The sequence below is a fragment of the Phyllobacterium sp. 01N428 genome (genome assembly GCF_056399405.1).
This window is the reverse complement of the sequence record NZ_JBFTRH010000004.1, coordinates 289,216-307,566: the sequence shown is the minus strand read 5'-3', so window position 1 is coordinate 307,566 and position 18,351 is coordinate 289,216. Positions and strand designations below refer to the sequence as shown.

Genomic DNA, 18,351 nt, shown 5'->3' with positions numbered 1-18,351 from the left:
TATGGCCAAAACCGTTGCCGAACGCGCCGACGTCGTTCCTGTCCTTGCCGAAATCTTTCGTGAATATGGCTTCGAGGGTGCAAGCCTTGCCATCATCGGTGAACGCACCGGCCTCGGCAAGGGCAGCCTCTACCACTTCTTTCCTGGTGGCAAAGCGGAAATGGCAACGGCGGTCCTTGCCGAAATTGATGCCTGGTTCGAGGCAAATATCTATCGGGTCTTGCGGGAAGGCGCTGATCCCCGCGCAGCTATCGAAGCAATGTGCCGCAGCGTGACCGGATATTTTCACTCGGGGCAGCGCGTGTGCCTTGTCGGCGCATTTGCTCTCGACAACGTCCGCGATCGGTTCGGCAACCGGATCAGCGCCTACTTTTCGAATTGGCAGGCGTCACTGGCTGCGGCCCTCGTCAAAAATGGTTGCAGTGCGGTCGATGCGGCAGATCTTGCCGAAGAGTCCGTAGCCGGCATCCAGGGCGCGCTGGTATTGGCCCGGGCCCGTGGGGATGCTTCGGTCTTCGAGCGCGCCATGATCCGGATCGAACGAAGGCTCCTCGCCTGAGCTACTGCGCTTCGTTCGGCGCAAGCGCGCCCGGTGCAAGCGCGCCATCCTTTGCGGGCGAAGGCTTGTCGACGCGCAGGATAAAGACGATGACGGCAACGAGCACGAACAGACCGCCAAGCACATAGGCGGCGCCGGCAAATTTCACCGGCGCGTCCGCCGCGGTGAAAACCGCGAAAATCTGCGTGAAGATCAGCGGCCCGATAATATTGGTTATGCTGAAAAGGCTCGTCATCGCACCCTGCAGTTCGCCCTGTTCGGAGGCCGGCACCTTGGCCGATGCGATGCTGCGCATGGCCGGGTCGGCCAGACCTTCAAGGCAGGTTGCGATAATCACCGCATAGACCATCCAGCCCTGCCAGGCGCTTGCATAGCCGAAGAAGCCGAGCATGGCGAAGGTCAGGCCAATGACGGCGGTTCGCCATTCGCCGAACTTCGTGACGACGCGCGGCAATACCAGCCCCATAACGAGGGCGCTGCAGAGGCCATAGACGCCGAGCGAAAGGCCGATATCGCTTTCGCTCCAGCCATAGCGAAAACTTCCGACATAGGCCCATACCGACGGGTATGCCATATGCCCGAGCGTAAGCATGAAAAAAGCAAGTCCGATAGCGAGGATGCCCTTGTGCTGGCGCATCTGTTTCAACGCGCCGATCGGATTGGCGCGCTTCCACTCGAATGCCCGGCGGTTTTTGATTGCGAGTGTTTCGGGCAGCATGAACCAGGCGACGACGAAATTGACGAATGAGATTGCTGCGGCGCCAAAGAAGGGAACCCGCGGGCCGAATTCACCGAGGAAGCCGCCTATGATCGGGCCGAGAATGAATCCAATGCCAAAGGCGATGCCGAGCAGGCCGAAATTTCGGGCGCGGTTCTCGTCGGTGCTGACATCGGCGATATAGGCTGAAGCCGTCGCGTAACTGCCGCCGCTTATCCCCGCGAGAATCCGTCCGAGCAACAAAATGGCGAAGTTGGGTGCAAGCGCGCAGATCAGATTGTCGAGTGAGAAGGTGATGATGGATATCAACAGGATTGGCCTGCGGCCGAACCGGTCACTCAGATTTCCAATAAGCGGCGCAAATGCAAACTGCATGCCCGCATAAACGAAAAGCAGCCAGCCGCCGTAGATTGCCGCCTGTCCGACGTCCGTGCCGGTGAGTTCCTCCAGATATTCGGGGAGAACGGGGATGATGATCCCAATGCCGATGATGTCGAGCAGTAGGATCGTAAAAACGAGAATAAGGCCGCGTTTGGCAAGGACCGGATCGATCATCGGAAAACTCACAAACAGCCCCTTTATGCGCAGCGGAGGCGCAAAGGGCACATTTTCAGTCGTCAGGCGCGAAACAATTCGTGAACATGAACAGGAAACGGCGCAAAATGCCATCGATTTCTGGCTGAAAGCAAACTTCCTCCTGACAACTGCTGCCAAAAGCTAGCGCACGTAGCGCGTCGGCACAGCCGTCGTAGTCTTCAGGATCTCCATCGAAACCGACGCTGAAATATCGAAGAACTCGACCCTTTCGACCAGCGTCCGATAGATGCCGTCATAGGCCTCGACCCGGGGCAGGACGAGTTTCAGGATATAGTCGATCGTACCGGTCATGCGATGCACCTCGACGATTTCGGGAATGTCGTTGATCGCCTTGCGGAATTGTTCGAGCCATTCGGCGGAATGGCGTGCAGTGCGGACAATGACGAACATCGTCGTCGGCAATCCCATCAGCGGACGATCAAGCAGGACCACGCGTCGCGCGATGAACCCCTCCTCTTCGAGGCGCTGGATGCGGCGCGAACATGCCGATACCGATAGGTTTACCCGTTCAGCGAGTTCAGATACGCCGAGTGACGCGTCATTCTGCAGCAAATCAAGGATTTTCCGATCGCGATCGTCGAACATTGATTAAATCAAGCCCATTTATTGCACCTTAGGCACATACTACGCTGATTTTTTGCAAAGCCACAACCAAAAGGCGCCAAGTTTGCGAAGCTTTTGCGCGTGTTCCCGCCTATCCTTTGCCCAGGTCACAAAGCAAGGGGTTGGTATGCGCACTATTGGATTGATTGGCGGCATGAGCTGGGAGAGCACCGCTGTTTATTATCGCCAGATCAATGAGATGATCCGTGAGCGACTTGGCGGGCTGGTCTCGGCAAAGATTGCCATGCAGTCGCTCGACTTCTCCGAAGTCGTTGCCTTGCAGAAAGCCAACCGCTGGGACGATGCGGCTGTGCTCCTCTCCGGTGCGGCCCAGCACCTCGAGGCTGCCGGCGCTGATTGTGTGCTCATCTGCACCAATACCATGCACCTCGTCGCCGAACCCGTCGCAGCCTCTATTTGCGTGCCGCTTATCGATATCCGCACCGAAACCGCGAAAGCGCTGGCTGCCGCAGGCAAAAGCCGGCCGCTGCTGCTCGCTACCCGCTATACGATGGAACACGGCTTCTATGCCGAATTCATGCGCGATCACTTTGCTATCGAGGTCATGGTGCCGAACGAGATCGACCGCGCCAAGGTTCATTCTGTGATCTTCGATGAATTGTGCTGCGGCATCGTCAAGGATGATTCCCGTCATGCACTCGAAAAGATCGTGCAGCGCGGCAAGGAAGCCGGCGCCGATTGCGTCATTCTTGGCTGCACGGAAATATGCCTGTCACTGACCGCCGACAATCTGGCCCTGCCGGTGTTCGACTCGACAACGATCCACTCTAAGGCCGCCGTCGCCCATGCGCTCGGCCTTGACCGGGTCAGCGATCAAGAAGCCATCTAGCGGAGTGCCTCCCGTGACGGGAGGCAACCAGCCACATCAGATCTTGCTGTTGAACGTGTCACAGCTATCGAGCTTGCCGCTGTCGAATCCGCGCTTGAACCAGGTCGCGCGTTGCTGCGAGGTGCCATGGTTGAAGCTCTCCGGCACGACATAACCCTGCATTTTCCGCTGCAGCGTATCGTCGCCGATCTTCTGTGCGGCATTCAATGCCTCTTCCAGATCGCCCGCTTCGAGAATGCCCTTCTGCTCGGTGAAGTGGCCCCATATGCCGGCGAAACAGTCGGCCTGGAGCTCGACGCGAACAGACATGGCATTGGCATCCGCCTCACTCATGTTCTGACGCATCTGGTTGAACTTGGGCAGCACGCCGATCAGGTTCTGTACATGGTGGCCGACTTCGTGGGCAAGCACATAGGCCTGGGCGAAGTCGCCCGATGCGCCGAACTTCTTGTCCAGTTCGTCATAGAAACTCAGATCGATGTAGAGCTTGCGATCGCCGGGGCAATAGAACGGCCCGGACGCCGCACTGGCGAAACCGCAGGCGGACCGCACCTGCCCATTGAAGAGCACCATGGTGGGCGCCGGATAGGTCTGGCCCTCGGCCTGGAAGATGCCGCTCCAGACGTCCTCGGTCTCGGCAAGGATCGTCCGGACGAACTGGGTCATCTCATCGTTGCTCTTGACGGACGTGTCGCCTCCCGAGGGGGACTGGGTCTGGCTCGGCGAAAGCGAACCGCCATCTTCGCCAGAACCGACGAGGATCTGCATGGGATCGATATTGGTGCAGAACTTCAGGAACAGGAAAATTGCCGCGAGGATGACGATGCCTGAAAAGCCGCCGCCGCGCGCCGTGCTGAAACCGCCGCCTGTCGGCAACCGGAACCCGCCGCGACCGATGCCTCCGGGAAAGCCGCCGTCGCCCTCGCCGCGTTGATCCTCAACATTGTCACTTTGCCTGCGGCCTTGCCAACGCATGTCCATCTCCCAAAGCCAGCCGACGAACCGGCCGATATGCTGCACTATCAACAGTATAGTGCGATATTTGTTTCACGCATGCGGCTATTTTTCAACGCAGAGGCGCCGACGACACATAATCAACTTTCATGACCGATTGATGCAGCGGCAAGGCCGAGCCACAAACGAGCCCCAAACTGCGGCGAAAAAGGATGAAATGCCGCGTTTTTGGGGTTACGTAATGCGATTCCTTTGCCTATAAGGCAGCCTTAGCCTCGCATCTGGAACTTAAGTGTCTGTCCGTACGGTCGAAACCCGTGCGGTTTTTTGTGCAGCACGCTATGGATAGGAACCGACCATGCCAAAACGCACCGACATCAAATCTATTCTGATCATCGGCGCTGGCCCGATCATCATCGGTCAGGCATGCGAGTTTGACTATTCCGGCACGCAAGCCTGTAAGGCGCTGAAGGAAGAAGGCTACCGGGTCATCCTCGTCAATTCCAATCCGGCGACGATCATGACCGATCCGGAGCTTGCCGACGCCACCTATATCGAGCCGATCACCCCTGAAGTCGTCGCGAAGATCATCGCCAAGGAGCGTCCGGACGCGCTGCTGCCGACCATGGGCGGCCAGACCGCGCTCAATACCGCGCTTTCGCTGCGCCGCATGGGCGTTCTCGACCGCTACAATGTCGAGATGATCGGCGCCGATGCCGCGGCTATCGACAAGGCCGAGGACCGGGCGCTTTTCCGCGAGGCGATGGCCAAGATCGGCCTCGAAACACCGCGCTCGATGCTCGCTAATGCCACGGACGTCAAGGATCACGACCGCCGCCTGCACCAGGAGCAGCGCGAGGCGGTGAAAGCGAAATATTCCGGCGCGGAACTCGACGCCGCGCTCGACAAGCTCGAGACCGAATGGCAGCTCGGCGAAGGCGACCGCAAGCAGCGCTATGTCTCGCATGCACTCGGTATGGCCGGGGCCGCGCTCGACCATGTCGGCCTCCCGGCTATCATCCGCCCTTCCTTTACCATGGGCGGCACCGGCGGCGGCATCGCCTACAACCGTACCGAGTTCTATGAAATCATCGGCAGCGGCCTCGATGCCTCGCCGACGACCGAGGTGCTGATCGAGGAGTCGGTGCTCGGATGGAAGGAGTACGAGATGGAGGTTGTTCGCGACAAGGCGGACAATTGCATCATCATCTGCTCGATCGAGAACGTCGATCCGATGGGCGTCCATACCGGCGACTCGATCACCGTTGCCCCCGCTCTGACGTTGACCGACAAGGAATACCAGATCATGCGCAACGCCTCTATCGCGGTGCTGCGCGAGATCGGGGTCGAGACCGGCGGCTCGAACGTCCAGTTCGCCGTCAACCCGGAAAACGGGCGGCTGATCGTCATCGAGATGAACCCGCGCGTATCACGATCCTCGGCGCTGGCGTCGAAGGCAACGGGCTTCCCCATTGCCAAGGTCGCAGCCAAGCTCGCCGTCGGCTATACGCTCGACGAACTTGAAAACGACATTACCGGCGGCGCGACGCCGGCATCGTTCGAACCTTCGATCGATTATGTCGTCACCAAGATCCCCCGCTTCGCCTTCGAAAAATTCCCCGGCGCCGAACCGATCCTGACGACGGCAATGAAGTCGGTCGGCGAGGTCATGGCGATAGGACGCACCTTCAAGGAATCGCTGCAAAAGGCGCTGCGCGGTCTTGAAACCGGTCTGACCGGCCTCGACGAAATTACGATCCCCGGCACCGGTGAGGGCAACGACAACAATGCGATCCGCGCCGCCATCGGCACGCCCACGCCGGACCGGCTGCGCATGGTGGCGCAGGCGTTGCGGCTTGGTCTTTCCGTCGAGGAGGTGCACGAGGGCTGCAAGATCGACCCGTGGTTTCTCGAACAGATGGCGGAAATCATCGCCACGGAAGAACGGGTACGCGAGCATGGCCTGCCGCAGGACGCGCAGAACCTGCGCATGCTGAAGGGCATGGGCTTTTCCGATGCGCGTCTCGCCAGTCTCGCCAAGGTCGAGGCTTCCGATGTCACCAAGCTTCGCAACAAGCTGGACGTTCATCCGGTCTACAAGCGCATCGACACCTGCGCTGCCGAGTTCGCCTCGCCGACCGCCTACATGTATTCGACCTATGAAGTACCCTTTGCCGGAGCGCTCGCCTCGGAGGCCGAAGTCTCCGATCGTAAGAAAGTCGTCATCCTCGGCGGCGGGCCGAACCGTATCGGCCAGGGTATCGAATTCGACTATTGCTGCTGCCATGCTGCTTTCGCGCTGCGCGATGCCGGCTACGAAGCCATCATGATCAACTGCAACCCGGAGACCGTATCGACCGACTACGACACCTCGGACCGGCTCTACTTCGAACCTTTGACGGCTGAAGACGTCCTTGAAATCCTGCGCACGGAACAGAGCGCCGGCACACTCCATGGCGTCATCGTCCAGTTCGGTGGCCAGACGCCGCTCAAGCTCGCCGATGCGCTGGAGAAGGCCGGTATCCCGATCCTCGGCACGTCGCCGGACGCGATCGATCTTGCAGAGGACCGCGACCGATTCCAGAAGCTTCTCGTCAAGCTTGATCTGACCCAGCCGAAAAACGGTATCGCCTATTCGGTTGAGCAGGCCCGCACCATTGCTGGCGAACTCGGCTTCCCGCTAGTGGTACGCCCGTCCTACGTGCTCGGCGGACGCGCCATGCAGATCATCCATGACGAGCGGTCGCTGCAGAGCTATCTTCTCGACACGGTTCCCGAACTCGTGCCTGAGGAAATCAAGCAGAAGTATCCCAATGATAAAACCGGGCAGATCAATACGCTCCTCGGCAAAAACCCGCTGCTTTTCGACCGCTACCTGACCGAGGCCATTGAAGTCGATGTCGACTGCCTGTGCGACGGCAAGGACACCTGGGTTTCCGGCATAATGGAGCACATCGAGGAGGCCGGCATCCATTCCGGCGACAGCGCCTGCTCCCTGCCCGTCCACTCGCTCTCCGCTGAAACGGTGGCCGAACTCGAAAAGCAAACGGCTGCGCTTGCCAAATCGCTCAATGTCGTCGGCCTGATGAATGTACAATACGCCATCAAGAACGACACAATCTATGTGCTTGAAGTGAACCCTCGCGCCTCACGTACAGTGCCTTTCGTCGCCAAGACCATCGGAACGCCAATTGCCAAGGTCGCAGCGCGGATCATGTCCGGCGAAACGCTGGATCAGGCGCTTGCCAATTATGGCGGCAAGCCGGCAACGACGGGCCGCAAGCACATCGCCGTCAAGGAAGCGGTATTCCCGTTCGCGCGCTTCCCCGGCGTTGATACGCTGCTTGGGCCAGAGATGCGCTCGACCGGTGAGGTCATGGGTCTCGACTATGACTACGCGCTGGCCTTTGCCAAGTCACAGCTCGGCGCCGGTGTCGATCTTCCGCGCGATGGAACGCTGTTCGTTTCTGTCCGCGACGACGACAAGCCGGGTATCCTTTCGGCCGTCAAGCGTCTCTCCGGGCTCGGCTTCAAAATCATGGCGACCGGCGGCACGGCCCGTTTTCTTTCGGAAAACGGCGTCGCGGCCCAGAAGATCAACAAGGTTCAGGAAGGCCGACCGCATGTCGAGGACGCCATCCGCAACCGGCAGGTCCAGTTGGTCTTCAACACCACGGACAGCGCTAAGGCGATCTCGGACTCCAAGTCCCTCCGCCGCGCAACGCTGATGCAGAAGGTGCCATATTACACCACCCTCTCGGGTGCCGATGCGGTCGCCGAAGCAATCGCGGCGCTGAAGGCGGGGTCGCTTGAGGTCAGGCCGCTGCAGGATTATTTCGTTTGACAGTCTAGGCCGGGCTGGTGGCACCGCTACTTGCCTGGCAGGACAATACACAGTAAAATGACCACAGGCATCTGACTATGGTCACGAATATGAGCAGACAGGTATCCAAATCCGAGTTCAAGGCAAAGGCGCTTGAATATTTTCGGCAGGTCGAAGCGTCTGGAGTAAGCCTTGTCGTAACCGACCACGGCAAGCCGGTGCTCGAAGTGCGACCTTATCGCGGCGGAACCGAACGCAGCGCAATGGACGTGTTACGTGGCTCGGTCATTCAGTACGACAAGCCAACCGACCCGGTCGGCGACGATGACTGGGCCGAGGCGCAGTGATCGTACTGGACACACATGTCCTGGTCTGGTGGGTGAGCGGCGATCCCGCCTTGAGTAGGACGGCACGTAACGTGATCCAAGAGCAGCAAGTGAGTGGCGAGATCATTATCTCGGCCATCTCAGTTTGGGAAATCGCCATGCTGGTCGATCGAGGACGGCTGGTGCTTTCGATGGATGTCGATTCTTGGCTAAGCGCAGTCGCGCGAATCGAGCGAATGCGCTTTGTCGCCGTAGATCGAGAGATCGGGGTAAAATCGGTGAGATTGCCAGGCGACTTTCACAAGGATCCGGCTGACCGCATGATCGTCGCCACGTGTCATGTCTTGAGCGCGCCGCTGGTCACAGCCGACAGCAAAATTCAGGAATACGCGCACATCACCACAATCTGGTAGCGCTAAACCCCTTCGATCCCTTCGTTCTCGAGCCCGTGGCCTGACGGGTCGCTGACGAAATGCAGCACCTTGGCGAAGAGCTTTTCGTCCTTGTCCTCCCGTCCGATATGCACCACGGTCGACTTGGCGAGATGGTTGCGCAAAACCTTCATGACCCGCTCATGCGCAGCAGGTTCCATTGCGTCGAGGGCCTCATCGATCACCACCCAGCTTGGTTCGTGCAGTTTGAGGCGGGCGAAGGCCAGAGATTGCTGTTCGTCGTCGCTGAGTTCCCTGTCCCAGCGCGCGCGGAAATCGAGCATTGATTCAAGCCGGGTCAGGCCGAGTTCATGAAGGGCCGATACCAGTTGCTCGTCGGAAAAGGCTTCCTCGCCTTGCGGATACGACATCGCTCCCCGCAGGCTGCCCGGCGGAAAATAGGGCGAACGCGGCATATAGAGTATCGAGGTGTTCGCCGGCAGGCTGACCGTTCCGGCACCCCACGGCCAGAGGCCGGCAATGGCGCGGAACAGCAATGTCCGGTCTATCCCAGCTTCGCTGGTTATCAGGACCCGCTCGCCTTCCTTGACGACCGCCTTCTTTTCCTTCAGCCGAACCGTTGCCCGGGGCGCGGTGATTTTCAGCGATTCCAGGACGATCTGGTTGGAATCCGTCTCGGTGAACTTGATGCGCTGGTCAACACTGTTCATGAGGTCGGTCGCCTGGACGGCCTGGCGGAATGACGTCACACGCAAAAGCGTGGCGCGCCAATCGGCAATGGCGCCGAAATTGTTGACGAACCATTTCAACGCGTCGTGCACCTGGTTAAACGCCCCGATCGCAGCCATCAAGCCGCCAAATGACAGGTTACCAGCAAAGTAGACCGGTGCCGCAACGAGGATCGGGGCAACGATTGTGATCCAGCCGTAACCCGACGTGACCCAGGTCAACTGGGTCAAGGCGGTGACCAACAGGCGGATTGCGCCAAGCAGTCGGTCGATATCGAAACCGAGCCGGCGATTCTCGTCGGCCTCGCCACGGTAGAGCGAAATCGCATCGATATGTTCGTTGACGCGCATCAGCGAGAAGCGCAGTTCCGATTCCTTCTGGTATCGGTCGGCATTGAGATGGATGAGCCGGCGTCCGACGAGCCAACTGATCCACGAAGCGATGCCGGCATAGAGAAATGCTGCCCAGACCATGTAGCCCGGTATGGAAAAACTGTAGCCCGCCACGTTGAAGACGAAGCCGCTGGAAAACGTCCACAACACGCCGACAAAGCTGATCAGCAATATCGACGCCTGCAACAGCCCGAAGCCGAGATCGGTCGACATTTCGGCGAGGTGGCGGGCGTCCTCATGCAGGCGCTGGTCGGGATTGACGCCGATCGGACCGGAATTGGAGAGCTTGAATGCCCGTCGTGGTTGCAGCCATTCGCCGACGAGATCGCGCGTCAGCCCCTCGCGCAGTTTGAGGCGCGCCATCTGGTTGAGCCAGGTCTGCGCCACGTTGAGCACGAGCAGCACCGAGGCAATGGCGAAGAACACCATGAGCTGATCGACGAACGCCGAAAAATCGCGGCGCGACAGGGCATCATAGAACGGCACGTTCCAGCGGTTGAGAAGGACCTGCCCCGCCGAGGTGACGATGATAATGGCGAAGACGCCGAGGATGAGGAGAATAAGGCGGTTACGAACCGGCGAAATCCAGTAGATATTGCCGATGACGCGAAGCTGCGCCCAGAGACCCGCTTCCACTTCGCCCGCGACGGAGGTGGGCGTGGATCGGTTCGGTTTCTGCTCCGCCATGAGTTTCCCCTGTGGGCGACCGCGAGTCGGCCTTGTTCTACCTTCTAACACACGTCGGATAATGCGCTGAAATGCAAGACGGAATGTAGGGGCAAAATTTACGCACGCAAGCGCTGCGCGGTAACCTCGATGGCAGGCCATTTTGAATCCGGCTTGTTTTGGGCCGGAATCTGTCATATGTATCCGTCATCGATTTTATCGGTCGAGTGACTTTGCGACCTGCGTAACCCGTTGCGCTTCCTGATGAACTCCATTGCATAGGTTCGATTCCCTGGGCTGCATATGTGCATGCTGCCTGTCTTATACATCTGAAAGGAATTTCCCATGGCTACGGGAACAGTGAAATGGTTCAACAGCACTAAGGGCTACGGTTTCATCCAGCCTGATACCGGTGGTGCCGACGTATTCGTCCATATTTCCGCTGTTGAACGCGCAGGTCTGCGCGGCCTCAATGACGGTCAGAAGGTCAACTACGAGATCGTTCAGGACCGTCGTTCGGGCAAGTCGTCCGCTGACAACCTCAGCGTCGCGGGTTGATGCCGCAAACCGGGAATCGTTCGATTTCTGAAGCACAGAATTGAGAAAGGCGGGTTCACCCCGCCTTTTTCGTTTTATATCAAGAGATTCGTCGGTCCGCCGGACTCAACTTCTAAGCGAGTTCAACAACAACTTTACCGAACGGTCCCCGATCAAGATGATCAAGCGCAGCGTTGAGCTCGGCCAACGTGTAGCTGGCCTCGATGATCGGCTTCACGCCTGAAACGTCATAGGCGCTTACCAGATCTTCAAGTCCCCGCCGATGGCCGACCTGAAGACCTTCGACGATCAGTCGCTTGCGGGCGAATGCGCCAAAGCTGCCGGACACATCCAGCCCTTCGAGAATGCCAATAAGGGAGATGCGCCCCGCGACGGCAGCCGCCTCAAGCGATTTGCCAAGATGGGCGCCGCCCACGGTTTCGAGAATATGATCGGCGCCGTGATCGTGCGTCAGGCGATGAACGGCGGCCACCCAATCCTCTTTTTTGCGATTGATGCCATGGTGGGCGCCGTGTTCGCTCGCGCGAGCCAGCTTCTTGTCGTCCCCTGAAACGACGATGATTTCGGCCCCGTGCATCAGGCCGATTTGAAGCCCGAACAGCGAAACGCCGCCGGTGCCAAGAATGAGGACCGTCTGTCCCGCCCGCAATTGTCCACGCTCGACAAGCGCCGTCCACGCGGTCAGTCCAGCGCAGGGCAGCGTGCTGGCCTCACTGTGCGTAAGGGTGGCAGGGCCTCGCACCGCCCAGTCTTCGTGGAGAACGACATACTCGGCAAGAACCCCCGGCACCGCGCCCCCGAGCGTGCGCCCGTTGGGTTCTCTCGCGGTCCCGGGGCCGTCGCCATCGATCCAATCGGGAATAAACGTGGAGATGACGCTGTCGCCCACGGCAAAGCGCGTCACGCCGTCGCCGACCCCGGCGACGATGCCGGAAAGGTCGGAAGCAGGCACCACCGGTTCCGTCAGCGGATCGGGCAAGCCGAAACCGTCATCGATGAAGAGTTTGTCACGATAGTTCAACGACGCGGCGAAGACCTTGATCAATATTTCGCCGGGCCCTGGTTGCGGAACCGGTACCTCCGCTAGCTTTAGATTTTCCCTGCCGGCCGCGATCAATTGCCAGCGTCCCATCGTCGTTTTCATAAATACACCTTTCTATCGCACCCGCCTCCGGGTTGAGGTGTCGACCATATAGGCGCCGCGAGCACAACAGTTGCGCCAATCCGCATCAATATTGTATCCCTACTGTCTACAATGAGGATCGAGGACGTTGAACAAACTCGCCGGCATTCAAGAATTTGTCGCGGTTGTCGACGCGGGCGGATTCTCGGCTGCTGCCGAACGTCTGCACATGTCGAGGTCAGCGGTGGGCAAGACCGTGGCACGCCTTGAGCAGCGGCTTGGCGTCAGGCTCTGCCATCGCACAACCCGGGCATTTGCGCTGACTGCAGAGGGGCACGCCTTCTACGAGCGCTCGCTGCGCGTCCTTGCTGAAGTCGAGGCGGCCGAATTTGCTCTGACCTCGGAAATGGCCGAGCCAGCCGGCCGCATGCGGATCAGCGTGCCGGCAATCTTCGGCCGGCGCTGCGTGGCGCCGATTGTCTTCGATCTCGCCCGGCAATATCCGCGACTGCGATTCGACGTCTCCTTCACCGACCGGACCGTGGACCTTATCGAAGAGGGTTACGATTTGATCGTGCGCAACACCGTGCTTCCGGACAGGGCTGGATTGAGCGCGCGCCGTATTGCCCGCCAGCGCATGGCCATCTGCGCGTCGCCGGACTATCTCGCCGCGCGCGGGACGCCGGGCACACTTGATGACATCGCGGCACACGATGCCATCACCTATGGCCGCGACGGCAATGCCCGACCCTGGCTGTTCCCTGACGGGCGCGGCGGCACCTTCGCTGCCCCGGCGCGAAGTTTGCTCATCGTTGACGATCTTGAGGCTGCGGCGGATGCTGCCGCGAGCGGTCTTGGCCTCGTATGGTCGCCGTGCTGGCTGATCCGCGAACACGTTCGCGCAGGCCGTCTGGTCCAGGTGTTGACCGGGCTTGAGCCTCTGATCTTCGACACATTCGCCGTATGGCCGACCGCGCCCTTCATGCCCGCCCGCCTACGTGTCCTCGTCGACGCTTTGGCGAGCCACCTTCCGGGCATGACCGGCGCAGACCGTGAGATCAAGTGACTGGGCGAGTGGGATCTCCTACGGGATCCACGTGATTGGCACGTGTCCTTCGTCTGCAGCAACCCGGCTCAGCCATTTTGCAATCGACGGGTAGGCTGAAAGATCGTAGCCGCCGCGATTGGCTTCGTGTGTATAGGCGTAGAGGGCGATGTCGGCGAGGCTCATGCTGCTGCCCACCAGATATGGCGTTTTCTGCAGCTGCGTTTCCATGACGAGGAGTGCCTTGTTTCCACCCTCGAGCGTTGCCGCGAGCCGCTCGGGCGTCGCCTCCTTGGCCCGTTCCGGATAGACGAACAAGGCCTTTCGCACGGCGATGTTCGGTTCATGCGTATACTGCTCGAAGAACAGCCACTGATACATCAGCGCCCGCTCGTAGGGGTCCTCGGGAATGAAGCGGCTGCCTTCGCCAAGGTGCAGCAGGATTGCGTTTGATTCTGCGAGGAGCCGCCCGTCGTCGAGCTCGAGCAGGGGCACCTTTCCGTTCGGATTTTTTGCCAGATATTCCGGCTTGCGCGTTGAACCGTCGACGGAAGACACATGGATATGCTCGAACGGCATTGCCAATTTCGCCATCAAAAGCCGTGGCTTGTAGCAGTTTCCGGATTCGGGCTGTGAGTAGAGTTTCGGCATATGGCTGGTCTCCTGTGGCAGGCGAATATTTTCGCTCCTTCGCGCAATGTCCAATCATTTTGCTTGAAGGATGTGACAAGCGAAGCTGATGCTTCGTCAGTTCGATGTCACACCCTGCATAGAAAGTGAGCGATGAAAAGCCTTCAGGGCATGCTTTTGCTTGCGATTCGCCCTCCATTGCGACATACGAACCCCGCAACCGCCCGGCGGTTATCAACCCTCGTTTCTGGAGAACGACAAAATGGCATTCCTCGCAGACGCCCTTTCCCGTGTGAAGACTTCCGCAACCATTGCGATCACCCAGAAAGCGCGCGATCTGAAAGCCGAGGGCCGTGATGTCATTTCCCTATCGGTCGGCGAGCCGGACTTCGATACGCCCGATAATGTCAAGGAAGCCGCAATTGCCGCCATCCGCCGCGGCGAAACCAAATATACGCCCGTCGCGGGCATACCGCAGCTGCGCGAAGCGATCGTGCGCAAATTCAAGCGCGAGAACGAACTCGAATACAAGGCCAACCAGGTTATCGTCAGCACCGGCGGCAAGCACGTCATCTATAACGCGCTGCTTGCGACGCTCAATCCAGGCGATGAAGTGATCTGCGTTGCGCCCTATTGGGTAAGCTACCCTGAAATGGTGGCGTTGTGCGGCGGCACCCCGGTGATCGTCTCCGCGTTGCAGAAGAACGAATTCAAGTTGCAGCCCGAGGATCTCGAGCGTGCGATCACGCCGAAGACCAAGTGGATCATCATGAATTCGCCTTCGAACCCGTCGGGCGCGGCCTATACGTGGGACGAAATGAAGAAGCTGACGGATGTGCTGATGCGGCATCCGCATGTCTGGGTGCTGACCGACGACATGTACGAGCACCTGACCTATGGCGACTTCAAGTTTGTCACGCCGGCACAGGTCGAGCCGAACCTCTACAACCGCACCCTGACGATGAACGGCGTTTCGAAGGCCTATGCCATGACCGGCTGGCGCATCGGCTACGCCGCCGGCCCGCTCGAACTGATCAAGGCAATGGACATGGTCCAGGGCCAGCAGACGTCCGGGACGAGCTCCATTTCACAGTGGGCGGCCGTGGAAGCGCTCGATGGAACGCAAGAACATTTGCGGGTGTTCAAGAAGGCCTTCGAAGGACGTCGCGACCTGATCGTCTCGATGCTGAACCAGACCAAGCTCCTCGAATGCCCGAAACCCGAAGGCGCATTCTACGTCTATCCGTCCTGCGCGGCCGCAATCGGCAAGACCGCACCGTCGGGCAAGGTCATCGAAACTGACGAGGATTTCGTCAGCGAACTGCTGGCAACGGAAGCTGTCGCCGCCGTACATGGCTCGGCATTCGGGCTTGGCCCGAACTTCCGTATTTCCTATGCAACCTCCGACGCCAACCTCGAAGAGGCCGGCAAGCGCATTCAGCGATTCTGCGCCAGCCTTCGCTGATTGATTGCAGAAGACCAGTGAAGGGGGCCGTAAAGCGGCCCCTTTTCGTTCCGCCGACTAATCACGCCATTGTGTGACAACGGCCTGCGATTACTGGCTATTTTGCACCCCGAAACCGGCATAACGGAGTGGTCATGGCCGTAATAATTCGCAAGCCCGCCTGGGCGATTTCCGACGCCTTGGCGACCCCTGAAACGGCATTTCTCGATCGCAGGTATATTTTGAAGGCCTGGGGCCTCGGGGCGCTGGCGCTTGCGGCAAGCGCGAGTCTGCCGAAAGCTGCGCGGGCTGCAACTTTGCCTGCGGGCAACCCGGCGCTCTACCCCGCGAAACAGAATGCGGCCTATAAACTCGACCGCAGCCTGACACCGGAAGAGATCAATTCGAAGTACAATAATTTCTATGAGTTCGGTGGCGACAAGGACATCTGGACCGAGGCGCAGACACTCGTCACCAATCCCTGGGACATTGAAATCGGCGGCATGGTGGAAAAACCCTTCACCATCGCCTTTGCCGAACTCGAGACAAAAATGCCGCTGGAGGAGCGCCTCTACCGGCACCGCTGCGTCGAGGCATGGTCGATGACCATACCCTGGACCGGCTTCTCGCTGGCGAAGCTTGTGGAACTGGCAAAGCCGACCGCCTCGGCGAAATATATTCGCTTCGAGACATTTTACGATCCGGCGATGGCGAGCGGCCAGAATGGCTTCCTGTATACCTGGCCCTATGTGGAGGGGATAACCATGGCGGAGGCGGCAAACGAACTCGCCTTCATGGTGACGGGCGCCTATGGCAAGCCGCTCCTCAACCAGTTCGGCGCGCCGCTTCGCCTTGCCCTGCCGTGGAAATACGGATTCAAATCGATCAAATCGATCCGCAAGATCAGCTTCACAGACGAGCGGCCGGTAAGTTTCTGGGAAGGGCTCGCCTCGAACGAATATGGATTCTGGGCCAACGTCAATCCAGAGGTCGCGCACCCGCGCTGGAGCCAGGCGCAGGAGCGCGTGTTGCACACCGGCGAGACCGTGCCGACGTTGCTATTCAACGGGTATGGCGAACAGGTGGCTGGATTATATGCGGGGATCGAGGGCGAAGAACTCTATCGCTAAAAAGCGTACCCCTGAAAAGAAAAGAGGCCGGACAAATGCCCGGCCTTAAGTTTTGAAGGTGCCGTTTCCGGCTAAAACCTCCAGAGGGGAACACTTGCGGGCGCGCAATGGGAGGAGGAGACGCACCGGCAAGTGATGTGGATATGAAGGTTTTGGCCCTTTCTCGCAACATCCAATTGTGCATTGCACCCATGCATCTGATGCATAGCGCGCCAATCCGCTTAAGAATTCATCATTTTTGCATATTGAAATCGCAATGCCGAATGATTTGTCCGGCCGAAAACTTCGCAGCCCGCCGCCATGCTTCGTCGGTATCGCCGCGATAGGTGATGAAGTCGCCGCAGACGGCGCGGCTGTCCCGCACGTCCAGCACCGAATATCGCAGCCAGCCGATGAGCGTGCTGGTTTTCTGCACGGCGCCAATGACGACATAGGTCGCGCCGTTCTGCCTCGCCAGTGCGGAGAGCTTTTCAAATCCCGGATCAGTCGCCGTACATTGGCCGTCCTGGCATGGCAGTTGCACGAGTTTGAACTTGCCTTGCTCCGCCAGTTGCTGCCGCAGATAGTCTGCAAGCTCCCTCAGGCGCCTCTGATGATCAGCGGATTGGTCCCGGGGCTCACCGGACGTATCGACGAAATCGAAATTGGCCGAGGCGATCGGCGTTTGTGTTTCCGCATCGCTGTGGCCCAAGGCCAGGAGCAGACTCAAAAACGCAATCGATATGCGAGCAACTGCAGGCATGACACACCGTGCCGGCGCAATGGCCGGTCCGTTCGAAGGTGCCTCACGGCGGACTATAATTCGCCTGCGAAGAAAGGATAGTCTAATACGCCCAGGTGCGCGCCTTGGAAAACAGGAAATCGCGGAAAACATGCAGCTTTGCGGCGTTCTTGATGCCCTCCGGATAGCAGAAGAACGTATCGAAGGACGGCAATTCCATCTCGGGCAGAAGCCGAACAAGGGTCGAGTCCTTCTCCACCATATAGTCCGGCAATACACCGATGCCGACGCCTTTCTGGATGGCACGTTTGATCGACAAAAGGTTGTTGATCTGCAGTACCGCCGGCCTGAGGTTCCCATCCGATCGGCCGATGACCTCAAGCCAGTTCAGATTGGTGAGATAGGAGGGCGCGGGTTCGCCGAAGCTGATGATGCGATGCGAATCGATTTCGTCGATGCTTTCGATCTTGCCATACTTGGCAATATAGCCCGGCGCGGCGTAGACGTGCATGTGTACGGTAAAGAGCCGACGCTGAATAAGATCCGGCTGTTGCGGCTGGCGCAGGCGAATGGCGCAATCAGCATGGCGCATCGTCAGATCGAGTTCCTCATTGTCGAGGAGGAGTTGCAACTGGACTTCAGGATAAAGTTCGATGAACTCCTGTACGCGCTCGATAAGCCAGCCTGAACCGAGGCCGACCGTCGTCGTCACGCGCAGCTTTCCAGACGGCCTGTCCTTGCTTTCGGTGAGCCGCGACCTGACGTTTTCAAGCTTCATGAGAACTTCGTGGGCGGTGCGATAAAGTACCTCGCCCTGTTCAGTCAGAATGAGACCCCGCGCATGCCTGTGGAACAGCGGCACGCCGACATCCTGCTCCAGGGCGCTGACTTGACGGGAAATAGCCGATTGCGACAGGTGCAATGTCTCGGCAGCATGGGTGAACGACCCAGCCTCTGCCGCAGCATGAAATATTCGCAACTTGTCCCAATCAAGCGACATCGCGCAGTTTTCTCCCCACTCCGGCCGCGCCATCGCGGCCAGCTCCATTTGACCCATTGCTCCCAAAATCATGTTTGATTGTCTGGGGTTG

17 protein-coding genes are annotated in these 18,351 nt (G+C 59.1%); 9 read left to right on the top strand and 8 right to left on the bottom strand.

Annotated elements, in window-relative coordinates; translation table 11 throughout:
- Position 1 precedes the first annotated feature (1 nt).
- A complete protein-coding gene (locus AC1DNI_RS13335) occupies positions 2–559 on the top strand; it encodes a TetR/AcrR family transcriptional regulator (RefSeq protein WP_477692168.1) in 558 nt (185 codons plus the stop codon).
- 1 nt (position 560) lies between these two features.
- Here the strand turns inward: AC1DNI_RS13335 and AC1DNI_RS13330 are convergent, their stop codons facing one another.
- Positions 561–1,832 carry a TCR/Tet family MFS transporter gene (locus AC1DNI_RS13330; RefSeq protein WP_477692206.1) on the bottom strand — a complete coding sequence of 424 codons (1,272 nt, stop codon included), beginning with the start codon at positions 1,830–1,832 and terminating at the stop codon, positions 561–563.
- Between the two features lie 162 nt (positions 1,833–1,994).
- Complete coding sequence (locus AC1DNI_RS13325) at positions 1,995–2,459, bottom strand: Lrp/AsnC family transcriptional regulator (protein WP_027233372.1); 465 nt, start codon at positions 2,457–2,459, stop codon at positions 1,995–1,997.
- Between the two features lie 145 nt (positions 2,460–2,604).
- On the opposite strand from AC1DNI_RS13325, the gene AC1DNI_RS13320 reads away from it, so the two are divergent.
- Positions 2,605–3,327 carry an aspartate/glutamate racemase family protein gene (locus AC1DNI_RS13320; protein ID WP_477692167.1) on the top strand — a complete coding sequence of 241 codons (723 nt, stop codon included), beginning with the start codon at positions 2,605–2,607 and terminating at the stop codon, positions 3,325–3,327.
- 36 nt (positions 3,328–3,363) lie between these two features.
- Here AC1DNI_RS13320 and ypfJ read toward each other — a convergent pair whose 3' ends face one another.
- Positions 3,364–4,302, bottom strand: a complete 939-nt coding sequence (ypfJ, locus tag AC1DNI_RS13315; protein WP_477692166.1) for a KPN_02809 family neutral zinc metallopeptidase — start codon at positions 4,300–4,302, stop codon at positions 3,364–3,366.
- A 337-nt stretch (positions 4,303–4,639) separates the two neighbouring features.
- Between ypfJ and carB the strand changes: the two genes are divergently transcribed.
- From carB to AC1DNI_RS13300, 3 genes are all read left to right on the top strand, one after another.
- Positions 4,640–8,125: a carbamoyl-phosphate synthase large subunit gene (gene carB, locus AC1DNI_RS13310; RefSeq protein WP_477692165.1), complete on the top strand. Its 3,486-nt coding sequence runs from the start codon at positions 4,640–4,642 to the stop codon at positions 8,123–8,125.
- An 89-nt stretch (positions 8,126–8,214) separates the two neighbouring features.
- Positions 8,215–8,451 (top strand): type II toxin-antitoxin system Phd/YefM family antitoxin, encoded by a 237-nt coding sequence (locus tag AC1DNI_RS13305; protein WP_091946441.1) that lies wholly within the window; start codon positions 8,215–8,217, stop codon positions 8,449–8,451.
- On the top strand, positions 8,448–8,843 hold the full coding sequence (locus AC1DNI_RS13300) for a type II toxin-antitoxin system VapC family toxin (RefSeq protein WP_477692164.1): 396 nt from the start codon (positions 8,448–8,450) through the stop codon (positions 8,841–8,843). The genes AC1DNI_RS13305 and AC1DNI_RS13300 overlap by 4 nt, the downstream gene beginning before the upstream one ends.
- Before the next feature lie 2 nt (positions 8,844–8,845).
- On the opposite strand, the gene AC1DNI_RS13295 is transcribed toward AC1DNI_RS13300, so the two are convergent.
- Positions 8,846–10,630, bottom strand: coding sequence for an ABC transporter ATP-binding protein/permease (locus AC1DNI_RS13295; protein ID WP_081815997.1), 1,785 nt, complete (start codon positions 10,628–10,630; stop codon positions 8,846–8,848).
- Positions 10,631–10,954: 324 nt separating this feature from the next.
- Here AC1DNI_RS13295 and AC1DNI_RS13290 point away from each other — a divergent pair, with 324 nt between their 5' ends.
- Entirely contained in the window at positions 10,955–11,167 is a 213-nt protein-coding gene (locus AC1DNI_RS13290) for a cold-shock protein (protein WP_027233379.1), read from the top strand.
- Positions 11,168–11,279: 112 nt separating this feature from the next.
- Here AC1DNI_RS13290 and AC1DNI_RS13285 read toward each other — a convergent pair whose 3' ends face one another.
- Complete coding sequence (locus AC1DNI_RS13285) at positions 11,280–12,311, bottom strand: zinc-dependent alcohol dehydrogenase family protein (RefSeq protein WP_477692163.1); 1,032 nt, start codon at positions 12,309–12,311, stop codon at positions 11,280–11,282.
- Between the two features lie 127 nt (positions 12,312–12,438).
- Here AC1DNI_RS13285 and AC1DNI_RS13280 point away from each other — a divergent pair, with 127 nt between their 5' ends.
- On the top strand, positions 12,439–13,356 hold the full coding sequence (locus AC1DNI_RS13280) for a LysR family transcriptional regulator (RefSeq protein WP_477692162.1): 918 nt from the start codon (positions 12,439–12,441) through the stop codon (positions 13,354–13,356).
- 18 nt (positions 13,357–13,374) lie between these two features.
- On the opposite strand, the gene AC1DNI_RS13275 is transcribed toward AC1DNI_RS13280, so the two are convergent.
- Complete coding sequence (locus tag AC1DNI_RS13275) at positions 13,375–13,986, bottom strand: glutathione S-transferase family protein (protein WP_153668467.1); 612 nt, start codon at positions 13,984–13,986, stop codon at positions 13,375–13,377.
- Between the two features lie 241 nt (positions 13,987–14,227).
- On the opposite strand from AC1DNI_RS13275, the gene AC1DNI_RS13270 reads away from it, so the two are divergent.
- Both AC1DNI_RS13270 and msrP read left to right on the top strand, forming a co-directional pair.
- Entirely contained in the window at positions 14,228–15,430 is a 1,203-nt protein-coding gene (locus AC1DNI_RS13270; RefSeq protein WP_477692161.1) for a pyridoxal phosphate-dependent aminotransferase, read from the top strand.
- A 134-nt stretch (positions 15,431–15,564) separates the two neighbouring features.
- Entirely contained in the window at positions 15,565–16,539 is a 975-nt protein-coding gene (gene msrP, locus AC1DNI_RS13265; protein WP_477692160.1) for a protein-methionine-sulfoxide reductase catalytic subunit MsrP, read from the top strand.
- 232 nt (positions 16,540–16,771) lie between these two features.
- On the opposite strand, the gene AC1DNI_RS13260 is transcribed toward msrP, so the two are convergent.
- Entirely contained in the window at positions 16,772–17,248 is a 477-nt protein-coding gene (locus AC1DNI_RS13260; RefSeq protein WP_477692159.1) for a DUF2380 domain-containing protein, read from the bottom strand.
- A gap of 115 nt (positions 17,249–17,363) precedes the next feature.
- Entirely contained in the window at positions 17,364–18,260 is an 897-nt protein-coding gene (locus AC1DNI_RS13255; protein ID WP_027233385.1) for a LysR family transcriptional regulator, read from the bottom strand.
- Positions 18,261–18,351 lie beyond the last annotated feature (91 nt).